At 68.8% G+C, this 13,213-nt stretch carries 11 protein-coding genes; 10 read left to right on the top strand and 1 reads right to left on the bottom strand.

Going from position 1 to position 13,213, the window contains the following annotated elements:
* The first annotated feature begins 25 nt into the window (after positions 1–25).
* From corA to ASD35_RS20825, 5 genes are all read left to right on the top strand, one after another.
* Positions 26–997, top strand: coding sequence for a magnesium/cobalt transporter CorA (gene corA / locus ASD35_RS20845; protein ID WP_056876857.1), 972 nt, complete (start codon positions 26–28; stop codon positions 995–997).
* Between the two features lie 157 nt (positions 998–1,154).
* Positions 1,155–3,851 (top strand): DUF4118 domain-containing protein, encoded by a 2,697-nt coding sequence (locus tag ASD35_RS20840; RefSeq protein ID WP_056876856.1) that lies wholly within the window; start codon positions 1,155–1,157, stop codon positions 3,849–3,851.
* A gap of 17 nt (positions 3,852–3,868) precedes the next feature.
* Positions 3,869–4,543 (top strand): response regulator, encoded by a 675-nt coding sequence (locus ASD35_RS20835; protein WP_056877457.1) that lies wholly within the window; start codon positions 3,869–3,871, stop codon positions 4,541–4,543.
* Positions 4,540–4,767: a DUF3820 family protein gene (locus ASD35_RS20830; RefSeq protein ID WP_056876855.1), complete on the top strand. Its 228-nt coding sequence runs from the start codon at positions 4,540–4,542 to the stop codon at positions 4,765–4,767. Before ASD35_RS20835 ends, ASD35_RS20830 begins: the two co-directional genes overlap by 4 nt.
* 71 nt (positions 4,768–4,838) lie before the next feature.
* Positions 4,839–5,396 (top strand): hypothetical protein, encoded by a 558-nt coding sequence (locus tag ASD35_RS20825; protein WP_157275686.1) that lies wholly within the window; start codon positions 4,839–4,841, stop codon positions 5,394–5,396.
* Between the two features lie 21 nt (positions 5,397–5,417).
* On the opposite strand, the gene ASD35_RS20820 is transcribed toward ASD35_RS20825, so the two are convergent.
* A complete protein-coding gene (locus ASD35_RS20820) occupies positions 5,418–5,813 on the bottom strand; it encodes a YciI family protein (protein WP_056876853.1) in 396 nt (131 codons plus the stop codon).
* Between the two features lie 81 nt (positions 5,814–5,894).
* Here ASD35_RS20820 and sigJ point away from each other — a divergent pair, with 81 nt between their 5' ends.
* The 5 genes from sigJ (at position 5,895) to ASD35_RS20795 (ending at position 13,132) form a co-directional block, all read left to right on the top strand.
* Entirely contained in the window at positions 5,895–6,833 is a 939-nt protein-coding gene (gene sigJ / locus ASD35_RS20815) for an RNA polymerase sigma factor SigJ (protein ID WP_056876852.1), read from the top strand.
* An 84-nt stretch (positions 6,834–6,917) separates the two neighbouring features.
* Positions 6,918–7,397: a carboxymuconolactone decarboxylase family protein gene (locus tag ASD35_RS20810; RefSeq protein ID WP_056876851.1), complete on the top strand. Its 480-nt coding sequence runs from the start codon at positions 6,918–6,920 to the stop codon at positions 7,395–7,397.
* A 547-nt stretch (positions 7,398–7,944) separates the two neighbouring features.
* Positions 7,945–9,540 (top strand): glycoside hydrolase family 43 protein, encoded by a 1,596-nt coding sequence (locus tag ASD35_RS26770; RefSeq protein ID WP_082580315.1) that lies wholly within the window; start codon positions 7,945–7,947, stop codon positions 9,538–9,540.
* Positions 9,541–9,650: 110 nt separating this feature from the next.
* Complete coding sequence (locus tag ASD35_RS20800) at positions 9,651–11,240, top strand: glycoside hydrolase 43 family protein (RefSeq protein ID WP_056876850.1); 1,590 nt, start codon at positions 9,651–9,653, stop codon at positions 11,238–11,240.
* A gap of 224 nt (positions 11,241–11,464) precedes the next feature.
* On the top strand, positions 11,465–13,132 hold the full coding sequence (locus ASD35_RS20795) for a glycoside hydrolase family 5 protein (RefSeq protein ID WP_157275685.1): 1,668 nt from the start codon (positions 11,465–11,467) through the stop codon (positions 13,130–13,132).
* Positions 13,133–13,213 lie beyond the last annotated feature (81 nt).

Genomic DNA, 13,213 nt, shown 5'->3' with positions numbered 1-13,213 from the left:
TGTCCCTGCACCGCCCGACGTCGCCATGCTGATCAACAGTGCCGTATACGACGATGGCCGCGTCGTCGCCGAACCGGATCTGGACGACTTGTCCGAGGCGCTGCAGGCGCAGTCCGGCTTCGTCTGGATCGCGCTGCGCGACCCCACCGACGACGAGCTGACCCGCCTGCAGCACGAGCTGGACCTGCCGCCGCTGGCCGTGGAGGACGCCCGCAAGGGCCACCAGCGGCCCAAGCTGGAGGAGTACGGCGAGATCCTGTTCGCGGCGATGCACCTGCTGGAGGCCGGGCCGGACGGCGGCCTCGAAGTCGGCGAGGTGCACGTCTTCGTCGGCGCGCGCTTCGTCGTGTCGGTGCGGCACCGCAGCACGCAGGGCTTCCTGGGCGTGCGCGGCCGCTCCGAGCGCGAGCCGGAGTTGCTGCGCCAGGGGCCGGGCTTCGTCTTCTATGCGCTGATGGACGCGGTGGTGGATCGCTACTTCCCGCTCATCGACGCCATCGAGGCCGAGCTGGAGCAGCTGGAGGCGACCATGTTCCAGCCGCGCCAGGACCGCCAGGCCGTCGTGCAACGCCTGTTCGGCCTGAAGCAGCGCCTGGCCACGCTGCGCCACGCCGTCACGCCGCTGCTGGACGTGGCGGGCAAGCTGCACGGCGGCCGCGTGCCGGTGGTGTGCAAGGCCATGCAGGACTATTTCCGCGACGTCTACGACCATCTGGTGCGCATCCAGGCCAGCATCGACGCCGCGCGCGAAACCATCATCGCGGCCACCCAGGTCAACCTGACGCTGGTCACGCTGGACGAATCCCTGGTCACCAAGCGCCTCGCCGCCTGGGCGGCCATCTTCGCGGCGTCCACCGCGCTGGCCGGCATCTGGGGCATGAACTTCGAGAAGATGCCCGAGCTGAAATGGGCCTTCGGTTACCCGATGGCGCTGGGCGTGATCCTGCTGGTCAGCGGCGCGCTGTACTGGCGCTTCAAGCGCCTGGGCTGGCTATGAACCTAGACCCGGCAGTCGGACACGCCCGCTTGTCTGGCGCTGCAGGCCGCTGGCGGCGTTGCTCCTCCTTGTGGGCACAAGCCCACTGCGTCGCCACGCCTTGCCTGCGGCCCGCCTCGCCAGCCCCTCGGACGCGCCCAACTGCCGGATCTAGGTTGTGACCGAGACCCGCCCCGACCCCGACGCGCTGCTGGCCCAACTGCAGCGCGACGAAGCCGCCGCCCAGCGTGGTCGGCTGAAGATCTTCTTCGGCGCCAATGCCGGCGTCGGCAAGACCTTCGCGATGCTGGCCGCCGCGCATGCGGCGCAGCGCCAGGGCAAGGCGGTGCGGGTCGGCGTCGTCGAGACCCATGGCCGTGCCGACACCGAGGCCGTCGCCCGCGACCTGCCGCGGCTGCCGCTGAACGACATCGCTCACAAGGGCCAGACGCTGCGCGAGTTCGACCTCGACGCCGCGCTCGCCTGGGGCCGCGGGCAGCCGGGCGGCGTGCTGCTGCTGGACGAGCTGGCCCACAGCAACGCGCCCGGCTCGCGCCATGCCAAGCGCTGGCAGGACGCGCAGGAGCTGCGCGAGGCCGGTGTCGAGGTCTGGACGACGCTGAACGTGCAGCACCTGGAAAGCCTGAACGACATCGTCGGCGGCATCACCGGCATCCGTGTCTGGGAGACGCTGCCGGACAAGGTCTTCGACGAGGCCGACGAGGTGGTCGTCGTCGACCTGCCGCCCGACGAGCTGCTGCAGCGCCTGAAGGAGGGCAAGGTCTACCTGCCGCAGCAGGCGGAGCGGGCGGCGAAGAACTTCTTCCGCAAGGGCAACCTGCTGGCGCTGCGCGAGCTGGCGCTGCGCCGCACGGCCGACCGCGTGGACGACCAGATGCAGGCCTACCGGCGCGAGCACACGGCGCTGGGCCAGAGTGCGGTCTGGCCCAACCGCGAATCGCTGCTGGCCTGCGTCGGCCCGGGTGCGGCCAGCGACAAGGTCGTGCGCAGTGCGGCGCGCTTGGCCCAGCAGCTGGGCCTGGACTGGCATGCCGTGCATGTGGAAACAGCGCAGGGCCTGGGCGAGGCCGCCCGGCAGCGCGTGCAGCGCACGCTGGCGCTGGCGCAGTCGCTGGGCGCGCGCACGGCGCTGCTCTCCGCCCCCGAGGTGGCCGCGGCGCTGGTGGGCTATGCACGCGAGCACAACCTGGCCCGCCTCGTCGTCGGCCGGCGCGAGCGTGCCTGGCGCTGGCCGGGCCGGCGCACGCTGGCCGAGGCGCTGAGCCATCTCGCCGAGGAGATGGATGTGCTGCAGGTGGCGCTGCCGACCCACTCCCGGCAGCCCAAGCCGGCGCCGCCGCGCGGCCATGGCCTGTTCGCGGCCCAGGCATTGCGCGGCTATGCGGCCGCGCTGGCCGGCACGCTGCTGGTGACGGCGGCCGGCAACGAGCTGCTGCGCTTCATGGCGCCCACCAACATCGCCATGCTCTACCTGCTCAACGTCGTCGGCGTCGCGCTGCGCTTCGGCCGCGCGCCGGCGGCGCTGACGGCGCTGCTGGGCGTGGCGGCTTTCGACTTCGTCTTCGTCGAGCCGCGCTGGTCGTTCGTCGTCGGCGACGCGCAATACCTCGTCACATTTGCCGTGCTGCTGCTCGTGGGGCTGGTCATCGGCCAGCTCGCGGCGGGCCTGCAGGCGCAGGCGCGTGCCGCACGGGAGGGCGAGCGGCGGGTGCGCGGGCTGTACGCGATGTCGCGCGACCTGGGTGCGGCGCTGGTGGCCGAGCAGGTGGCCGAGATCGCGACGCGCTTCCTGAGCGCCGAGTTCGGCGCGGCGTCGGCCGTGCTGGTGCCGCCGCTCGGCGCCACGGCGGGGCGCGAGGTGCTGGCCGTGTTGCCCGGCGCCAGTGCCCGGCCTGACCTCGGCGTCGCCCAATGGGCCTTCGACCACGGCCAGCCGGCCGGGCAGGGCACCGACACACTGCCGGCCAGCCCCTGCCTGATGCTGCCGCTGACTGCGCCGATGCGCGTGCGCGGCGTGCTGGCGGTCGACGGCCAGGTCGGCGGCAGGAAGCGGCGCTGGTCGCCCGAGGCGCGCGGGCTGCTGGACACCTGCGCGGCGCTGCTGGCCATCTCGCTGGAGCGCATCCACTACATCGAGGTGGCGCAGCACAGCACGCTGCAGATCGAGTCCGAGCGGCTGCGCAACTCGCTGCTGACGGCCATCTCGCACGACCTGCGCACGCCGCTGGCCGCGCTGGTGGGGCTGGCCGATGCGCTGCGCCTCACGCCGCTGGACCCGCCGCAGGCCGATGTCGCCGACGCGATGCGCCGCTCCGCGCTGCGCATGAGCGCCCTGGTGAGCAACCTGCTCGACATGGCGCGGCTGCAGTCCGGCACCGTGCAGTTGAACCGCCACTGGTTGCCGCTGCAGGAGGTCGTCGGCAGCGCGCTGGCCAGCCTGGACGAGGTGCTGGCCGGCCGCGAGGTGGTGGTGGAGCTGCCGCCCGAGCTGCCGCTCGTCGAGCTGGATGCGGTGCTCATCGAGCGCGTGCTCGTCAACCTGCTGGAGAACGCGGCCAAGTACGCGGGTGGTGCGATCCGCATTGACGCGCGCACGGCCGGCCGGCATGTCGAGATCGACGTGAGCGACGCCGGCCCCGGCTTCCCGCCCGGCCGCGAGGCCCGGCTGTTCGACAAGTTCGAGCGCGGCGACCGCGAGAGCGCCACGCCGGGCGTGGGCCTGGGGCTGGCCATCTGCAAAGCCATCGTCGAGGCGCATGGCGGCCGCATCAGCGCCCACAATGCCGCGACGGGCGGCGCTTGTGTGCGCGTCGAGCTTCCGCTCGGTCAGCCACCGCAGGAGAAACCGGAGTGAGCGCCGCACGCGTGTTGATGATCGAGGACGAGCCGGAGATCCGCCGCTTCGTCCGCATGGCGCTGCAGAGCGAGGGCCTGGAGGTCTTCGAGGCGGCGACGCTGGCGCGCGGCCTCATCGACGCCGCCACGCGCCGGCCTGAGCTGGTCGTGCTGGACCTGGGCCTGCCGGACGGCGACGGGCTGGACTTCATCCGAGAGTTCCGCGGCTGGTCGCAGGCGCCCGTGCTCGTGCTGTCGGCCCGCGAGGGCGAGGAGCGCAAGGTGCAGGCACTGGATGCCGGCGCCGACGACTACCTCGTCAAGCCCTTCGGCGTGGCCGAGCTGCTGGCGCGTGTGCGCGTGCAGCTGCGCCGCTTCAGTCGTGGAGGTAGCGCCGGCAACGATGCCGATCCCGTGCTGCGCTTCGGCACCATCGCCATGGACCGCGCGTTGCGCACCGTGACCCGCGATGGCGTGGAACTGCACCTCACGCCCATCGAGTACCGCCTGCTGCAGGAGCTGGGCCACGCGCCGGGCCGCGTGCTGACCCACCAGCACCTGCTCAAGGCGGTCTGGGGCCCGGGCCATGCCGAGGACGTGCATTACGTGCGCGTGCACATGGCCAACCTGCGCAAGAAGATCGAGGCCGACCCCAACCGGCCGCAATGGCTGGTGACCGAGGCCGGCGTGGGCTACCGGCTCAAGACATGAACCCCGAGGACCTGCTCAAGCTCGTGACGACCGAGATGCCCTTTGGCAAGCACCAGGGCATGCTGATCGCCGACCTGCCGGGCAACTACCTGCACTGGTTTGCGCGCGAGGGCTTCCCCAAGGGCGAGATCGGACGGCTGCTGGCCCTCATGCAGGAGATGGACCACAACGGCCTGCGGGATTTGCTGAGGCCGCTGCGGGGCGGCGTCCGCAGCCGCGGCTGACCGCGCTGCGGGACACTGGCTTCGCGGCGCCGGGCTCCACCGGATCGTGACACTGGCGCAACGCCTCAGCCATGAATGCAACTGCAACTCCCCGCCTCCTCCTGGCCCGCCCCCGGCCCGGCGTGGGTTTGCTGATGCTGCTGAGCGGCACGATCTGGGCCGGCGCCGCATCCTGTGCCGAAGAACTGCCGCGCTCAGCCGCCTGCCGCACGGCGCTACAGGCGCTGGAGCGCGCCGAGGACGCCATCGCCGACACGGCCGCCGCGGCGTCCGCGCCGCGGGCCGGCACCGAGCGCCAGCGCGCCGTCGCCGCGCGCCTGCAGCCTTTGCGGCAACGCGTGGCCGATGCCTGCCTGGGCGGCCTGACGACATCGCCGCCGCCGTCGCAGCGCACCTGGATCGCGCCCGCGCCGTCGCAGGCCATCGCGCCGCCGCCCCGCGTGCGAGCGCCGGCACCCATCCCCGAACCGCTGCCGCTGCCACGCGTCGAAGCGCCCATCACCATCAGCAACTGCAATGCCGCCACCTGCGTGGGCAGCGACGGCTCCACGCTGACCCGCGTGGGCCCCAATCTCGTCGGGCCGCGCGGGGCCTGCACGGTGCAGGGTGTCTTCCTGCGCTGCCCTTGAAGGCGGGGCGTCAGCGCCGCTTCAACCGCGCCGCCACTCGGGCGGGGTTTCGTTGGTGACGTCCACCGCCCGCGCCCGTTCGGGGTCCAGCTCGCGCACTTCCAGCGTCAGCCCGAAAGCCAGGCAGGGGTTGTGCGAGGCCAGCTCGGCCGCTTCCTCCAGGCTCGACGCGACGATGAACCAGTAGCCGCCGACGATTTCCTTGGTCTCGGCGAACGGCCCGTCGGTGACCAGTTGGTGGGCGACGACCTTGCCCGCCGCGGCCAGCCGGCTGCCGGGCTTCATGCGGCCGCTGGCCAGGTGACCCTCGTACCAGACGTAGAACTGGTCGATGGCGCGCTGGACGTCTTCGCGGCTGGCGCGCTCGTCCCACTGGCCGCGCGAGATGACGAGGTAGTCGTGCTGGGGCTGATCCATGGGCGGGATGCTATCGGGCCGCGTGCACGTCACAAATGGGGCTGGCGTTTCGTCATGGGAGGATCGACCCAAAGGCCTGCCATGACCATGACCGACGACCCGACCCCCGCGGCGCGCGCCCGCCGCTTCGACAGCGACCACGCCCGGCGCCTGCGCGCGCTGGCCTACCGCATGCTGGGCTCGCGCGCCGAGGCCGAGGACATCGTGCAGGAGGCCTGGCTGCGCTGGGCCGAGGTGGACGAGGCCACCGTCGAGCATGCCGGCGCCTTCCTGTCGCGCCTGGTGACCAACCTGTGCCTGGACAAGCTGCGCTCCGCCGCGCACCAGCGCGAGCAGTACGTGGGCGTCTGGCTGCCCGAGCCGCTGCTGGAGGACGAAGCGCTGTTCGGCTGGGCGCCCGGCCCGGAGAAGCAGGCCGAGTTCGCGCAGGACGTGTCCATCGCCTTCATGCTGGCGCTGGAGCGGCTGTCGCCGCTGGAGCGCGCGGCCTTCCTGCTGCATGACGTGTTCGACCTGGACTACGAAGAGATCGCCCGCCACCTCGACCGCAGCGAGGCCACCTGCCGGCAGCTCATCAGCCGCGCGCGCAAGAACGTCAAGGCCGACTACGCGCGCCGCGAGGTGGCCCGGGAGGAGGGCGAGCGGCTCGTGGCGGCCTTCATGGACGCGGTGCGCAGCCACGACGTTTCGGGCCTGGCCCAGCTGCTGGCCGAGGATGCCGTGCTGCTGGCCGATGGCGGCGGCAAGGTCGCCGCGGTGCCCCGCCCGCTGCATGGCGGCGAGCTGATCGCGCGCACCTTCATCGGCTTCGCGCAGCTGCCCACCAGCCGCGGCTGGCGCCTCGTGCCGGCGACGGTCAACGGCCTGCCGGGCCTGCTCGTCATCGACGGCGCCGGCGGCGACCGCCTGGTGCAGACCATCGCCTTGGCGCCGGCCCGGGCCCCGGGCCGGGTCGGCGCCGTCTACATCCAGCGCAACCCCGACAAGTTGCGCGCCATCGAGCAGCGCCAGCCCGCCTGATGTCACAACCCGACGGGCTCTCCCGTCTTGAGGATGTGGCCGCCACGATCTGCCGGCCCACCTCAACCTCAACAAGGAACGACGATGAACACGCATTCCCAACGCCTGGACTACAGCCGCCATTCCGGTGACCTCTTCAAGAAGTACCTCGACTTCAGCATGGCCTTCAAGATGGATGAAGGCCTGGCCCTGCTGGTGGACATCCGCGCCTCGCAGCTCAACGGCTGCGCCTTCTGCCTGGACATGCACGTCAAACAGGCCAAGGTGCATGGCGAGCGCGAACTGCGCCTGCACCATGTGGCCATCTGGCGCGAATCGCCGCTGTTCACGCCCAAGGAACGCGCCGCGCTGGCGTGGACCGAGGCGCTGACGCGCATCGCGGCTGACGGCGTATCCGATGCCGTCTTCACCGAGGTGCGCGAGCAGTTCTCCGAAGCCGAGTTGACCGAGCTGACCTGGCGCGTCGCCGCCATCAACGGCTGGAACCGCCTGAACGTGGCCTTCCGCACCGAGCCTGGGTCCAAGGACAAGCTGCTCGGGTTGGAGAAGGCGGGCCTGGCCTGAGGCAACTGCTGCGGATGCGCCTGGGGTGTTGCCTCCCAGCAGCAGCCGCATCGCCGACGCCGGCCCCGCGCCGGCGAATGGCCTGGACCCGCAGACCGAAGACCTGAGGGCCGCCCGGGCCTGCCAATGTCCGCTCACCCCGCGCCCGCGGCGATTGACCGTTCGCTGACCGCGGCCTGATGCGGGCCTGACCGCAGGGGCAGGGGGGCCCGCCGCCGCGCGCACGGCCGGCATCAGGGTGCGCGATTGCGCCTATGCGTCGCGGCCGCTGTTCGTACCGCGAGCCAGGCCGCCGGCACCTCGCTAGGTTTTTTCCCCTACTTAGTTCGACCGTCGACCAATCTAAGATGGCACTGAGCGGTAAGACCGCTTCTATTTTTAGCCGTTGATTCAACGCTGAATCACTGGTTCATTAATCGTCGAATCGTGACGTGATGCTGCCGGCATACCTGTATCGACCACAGGTGCGACGGCTCCCTTGATGCTCATTCCACGAATCGACTCCTGTGCACACAACTACCGCACCTCACTGAAAGTTCCCACAGCCATGCGCCTGGCCAGACTGCTCCAACAAACCGCTTTTTGCTGCACGGCCATCGCTTGCGCCGCCGCTTTGGCCGGCGAACCGGCGCCCGGCGCCAATCCGGTGCTGCGCGACCGCTTCACCGCCGACCCCGCGCCGCTGGTCGTCGGTGACACCGTCTACCTCCACGTTGGCCGCGACGAGGCCAAAGGCAACGACTTCTTCCTGATGAAGGAGTGGCTGGCCTATTCGTCCAAGGACCTGCGTCACTGGACCGCGCACGGCACCTTCATGAAGCCCACGGACTTCAAGTGGGCGGTGAGCGATGCCTGGGCCGGGCAGGTGGTGCAGCGCAACGGCCGTTTCTACTTCTACGCCACCGTGCAGCACGACAACACGCAGTACGGCAAGGCCATCGGCGTGGCGGTGGCCGACAGCCCGCTGGGGCCGTTCAAGGATGCGCGCGGCTCGGCGCTGATCACCGATGCGTCCACGCCCAGCCCTTACGGTTGGAGCGACATCGACCCCACCGTCTTCATCGACGACGACGGCACCGCCTGGCTGGCCTGGGGCAACCCGGTGCTCTACCTGGCCAAGCTCAAAGCCAGCATGACCGAGCTGGACGGCCCCATCGAGAAGATCGCGCTGCCCAACTACACCGAGGGACCGTGGCTGTCCAAGCGCAAGGGGACGTACTACATGACCTATGCGTCCATGGCGCATCAGGGTCTCTTTGAACACCTGTCCTATGCCACCGCGCCCAGCCCGCGCGGCCCCTGGACCTACCAGGGCCTGCTGACCGGCGCGGTGCCGAACAGTTTCACCATCCACGCGGGCGTCATCGACGACTTCAAGGGCCAGTCCTATCTCGTTTATCACAATGCCGCGCTGACGCTGAACGGCGAGGCCGGCGCCACGTCCCGCCGCTCCGTCGCGATGGAGTACCTCCACTACGACGCCGACGGCCGCATGTGGCCCGTCACGCAGACCGAGGCCGGCATCAGCAAGCCGCCCCAACCGCCCGCCGGCAAGGTGCCGGCGCTGCCGGACCCGGGCCGCTCCGACCCGCGCGTGGCCGTGCAGCAGTTCGCCCAGGGCTATCCCGAAAGCTGGCCGGGCACCCCGGCGCTGGCTTCGGTCACCCGGCCTTTCGAGCAGACCCCCGAGCCCATCGGCTTCAACCGCGACGGCGGCTCGACCCGCCTGACGCAGTCCTTCGTGCCGCGTGCCGACATCCCACTGGGCCGGCTCAGCCTGTACGCCGGCGACGGCCACGGCACCGACGCCACGCGCAGCCTGCGCCTGTCGTTGCGCGACGTGGAGGCGGGCACCGAACTGCTCGGCGCCGGCGAGGGCCTGGCCATCGCCTACCGGCCGCAAGGCGCCGGGCTGCTGAGCTTCGACTTCAGCGCCCATCCGTCCGTCGTGCTGAAGGCCGGTCGCCGCTACGCGCTGGCGCTGCAGGGCCAGAAGGACGCGCTGACGATCAACCTGCGCGCCAGCCGCAGCGATGTGTATGCCGACGGCGAGGCGACCCTTGACGACCGACCGCTGAAGGACAAGGAGAGCGGCCGCCCGGCGGATTTCGCATTCGCGCTGTACGCGCGTCAGGCGCGCTGAGCCGGCCACCGTCCCCATTCCTGATTCGCAATGACCAGCTCCGCAGACAAGACATGGACAAACGCCCTGAAAGCCCGAGACGCCCTTCCACCCGTCTCTTTTTCCTGCTGATGACCCTCGTGCTCTCCGTTGCGTCTCAGGCGGTTCCGGCGGCAGAGGTCGCGCAGACGGCACAGGCGGCACCTGCGCACAACCCGCTGATCTGGGCCGACGTGCCGGACATCGCGGTCATCCGGGTAGGCAAGACCTACTACATGAGCAGCACGACGATGCACATGAGCCCGGGCCTGCCGATCATGAAGTCGACGGACCTCGTCAACTGGCGCATGGCGTCCTACGCCTACGAAACCCTCGTCGACAACGACGCCATGCGCCTGGACAACGGCAAGAACGCCTACGCCGCCGGCTCCTGGGCCAGCAGCCTGCGCTACCACAACGGGGTGTTCCATGCCTCGACCTTCTCGTACACGAGCGGACGCACCCACATCTACACCACGCGCGATCCGGAGCGCGGCCCGTGGAAGGAGACGAGCTTCGAGCCCGCGCTGCATGACCACAGCTTGTTCTTCGACGACGACGGTCGCGTCTACATGGTCCACGGCGGCGGGCGCATCACGCTCACCGAGCTGAAGCCCGACCTCACCGGCATCAAGCCCGGCGGCGTGAACAAGGTGCTCATCGAGAACGTCAACACCATCTTCGGCACCGACCTGGGCGGGCTCAACGGCGAGGGCTCGCATCTTTCCAAGATCAACGGTCGCTACTACTTCTTCAACATCGCCTCCCCCGCAAGCCGCTGGGCGCCCACCGTCATCGCCCACCGCGCCGACTGCATCGACGGGCCCTACGAGAGTCGCATCGTGCTCGATGACCGCGGCATCGCCCAGGGCGGCCTCGTCGATACGCCCGACGGCAAGTGGTACGCCTATCTCTTCAAGGGCAACGGCGCCGTCGGTCGCATCCCTTACCTCGTGCCCGTAACCTGGAAGGATGGCTGGCCCGTGTTCGGCGAGAACGGCAAGGTGCCCATGACGCTCGACATTCCGGCCGGCGGGCAGGGCGTCTCCGGCGCCTCCGGCATCGTCGCCTCCGACGAATTCAACCGCCAGCCCGGCGACGCCGCCCTGCCGCTGGCCTGGCAATGGAATCACAACCCGAGGCCCGAGGATTGGTCGCTCAGCAAGCGCCCAGGCCACCTGAGCCTCGTCACCAGCCGGGTCGTCGCCACCTTGCCGGAGGCCACGAACACCCTCACCCAGCGCACCTTCGGCCCTGCCAGTTCCGCCACCACAAGCCTCGATGTGAGCGGCATGAAGGACGGCGATGTGGCCGGCCTCACCGTCTTCCAGAAGCTGTACGGTTTTGTCGGCGTCAGGATGACCGGCGGCGTCCGGTCGCTCGTCATGGTGAGCGCCGATTCCGATAAGCCCGAGGAGATCGCGGCCATTCCCCTCGCTGGCAACACCGTTCACCTCAAGGTCGAAAGCGAATTCGAGCCCGCGCCCGAGGTCGCTCGCTTCTCCTACAGCCTCGACGGCAAGACCTGGACCCCCATCGGACGCCCTTCGCGCCTGACCTATTCCTACCCAACGCACTTCATGGGCTATCGCTACGGCCTTTTCTTCTATTCGACCAAGACCGCTGGAGGGCGCGTGGACTTTGACTACTACCGCATCGGGCTATCCGGCGGCTCCCGCTGATCTTCGCCGTGCGCCTCACCCACAACACATTCCAGCAGCCGCGGGCCGTCGTGCCGGCACCGTTCTCCGCGAATCCCGGCCCGCAAGGCCTGGTGCTGGAGCTGCCATCTCAATCTGTCGGGGAGTTGTCGGGATGTAAGCCCATGCACTGAGCTGCGTCCTTCCATAACGCTCGAGACCGGAGGAGACAACCGGCCGAGCACTTTCACCTTGAAAGGTAGAACATGAGAACCTTGATACCAGCACTGCTGCTCGCCTTCGGCGCGAGCGCAGGGAGCCTCGCGCAGGCGCAAAGCTGCGGCAGCGGCGGCGGCGCCACCGTCTGCCTGAGCGCCAGCGGCTCGGCCAACGACAACCAGCTCAACTGGACCGTGAGCGGCAACGTCTCGCGCCTGGAGGTCTACCGCGACACCGACGCCGACCCCGCCGGCCGCACCCGCATCGCCGTGCCAGCCACCAGCGCCAGAAGCTACGCCGACGCCTCCGCCAACACCGGCACGTCCTACTGGTACTGGGTCAAGTTCACGACCAGTGCCGGCAGCTACAACTCCGGCTCGGCCAGCGCCATACGCGGCTCCAGCTGCGCGCCGACGGCCGTCACGCCCTACATCAGCGCCAACGGCTCCTGGACGCAGACCTCGTCGGCCACAGTCACCGCTGGCAACTCGGCCATCCTCGGCCCGCAGCCGACGACCGGCGGCTCGTGGGGCTGGAGCGGCTGTGGCACGTCAGGCTCGGCACGCGAGCAGACCATCACGCCCGCGGCCAGCTGCACGGCCACCGCCACCTACACCAACAGTTGCGGCGCCAAGACCACCCAGGCGTTTGCGATCACCGTGCCCAGCGCGCAGACCCAAGTCTTTCCGAATCCCGGTATCAACCTCGGAAACACCCTCGAAGCATTCTGGCCAGGAGCGGCGGCGCCGACCAAGGCACTGATCGACTCCATCAGGGACAGGGGGTTCAAGACCCTGCGCATACCCGTTGCGTGGGATTTCCATTCCACCAACGGAACGATCGATCCCGCGTTCATGGCCCAGGTCAAGCAGACGGTCGACTGGGCCCTCGCCGCCGGCCTGTACGTCATCATCAACGACCACTATGACCTGGGCTGGTTCGAACGCAACGGCTTCAATTCCTACGACCCTGCGATCAATGCCAAGTTGATCAACATGTGGACCCAGGTTGCGAACACCTTCAAATGGTATGACAGCGACAAATTGGCCTTCGCTGTCGCCAACGAACCTGACGCACCAACCCAGGCGAAGACCGATGTGCTCTACCAATATCAGCAGAATTGGATCAACGCGATGCGCGCCAACGGCGGCGGCAATGCTGTTCGCTGGCTGATCGTCCAAGGGCCGAACACCAATATCGATAACACGATCAATTTTGGAAAGAATCTACCTACGGATCCGGCGAATAAGCGGATGGTTGAAGTGCACCTTTATGACCCCTTTGATTTCACCTTGATGGATACAGATGAGTCGTGGGGGACTTGGACCGCCTTCTGGGGATACAACTACAAGGTGAGCAACCAGTGGACAAATCGCAATGTCAAGGCGGGCAGTGACGAAAGCCTCATCGATATTCAGCTCGCCAAGATGAAGTATTTCACGGACCGCGGCATCCCCGTGCTGATCGGCGAATATCGCGCAGGAGTAAAGCCAGCGAGCCTCGGCCTGACCGGCTCATACAAGGACCAGAACTACCGGTCAACCACGCACTGGAACAAGTATGTGCAAAACAAGATCGCCAGCCTCGGGTTCAGTGGCACCGGCTGGGTCATCCAACAGGACCTCTTCAACAACACGACCGGTGAAGTCCTGGACTGGAACATGCTTGGCTCCATGCTTGGCACTTCCGAGATTGGTCCGATTTCGGGTCTGTAATTCCTTGTGAGTTTGTCCGAAGGTCCGCCGCATGGCGGGCCTTTTTTTGAATTTCTGGCCGATTCCATACGCATCTACACA

The sequence above is a fragment of the Pelomonas sp. Root1444 genome (assembly GCF_001426885.1).
Taxonomy (GTDB): domain Bacteria; phylum Pseudomonadota; class Gammaproteobacteria; order Burkholderiales; family Burkholderiaceae_C; genus Pelomonas.
Note: the sequence above shows the minus strand (reverse complement) of the source record. Positions and strands in the feature narration are given on the sequence as shown.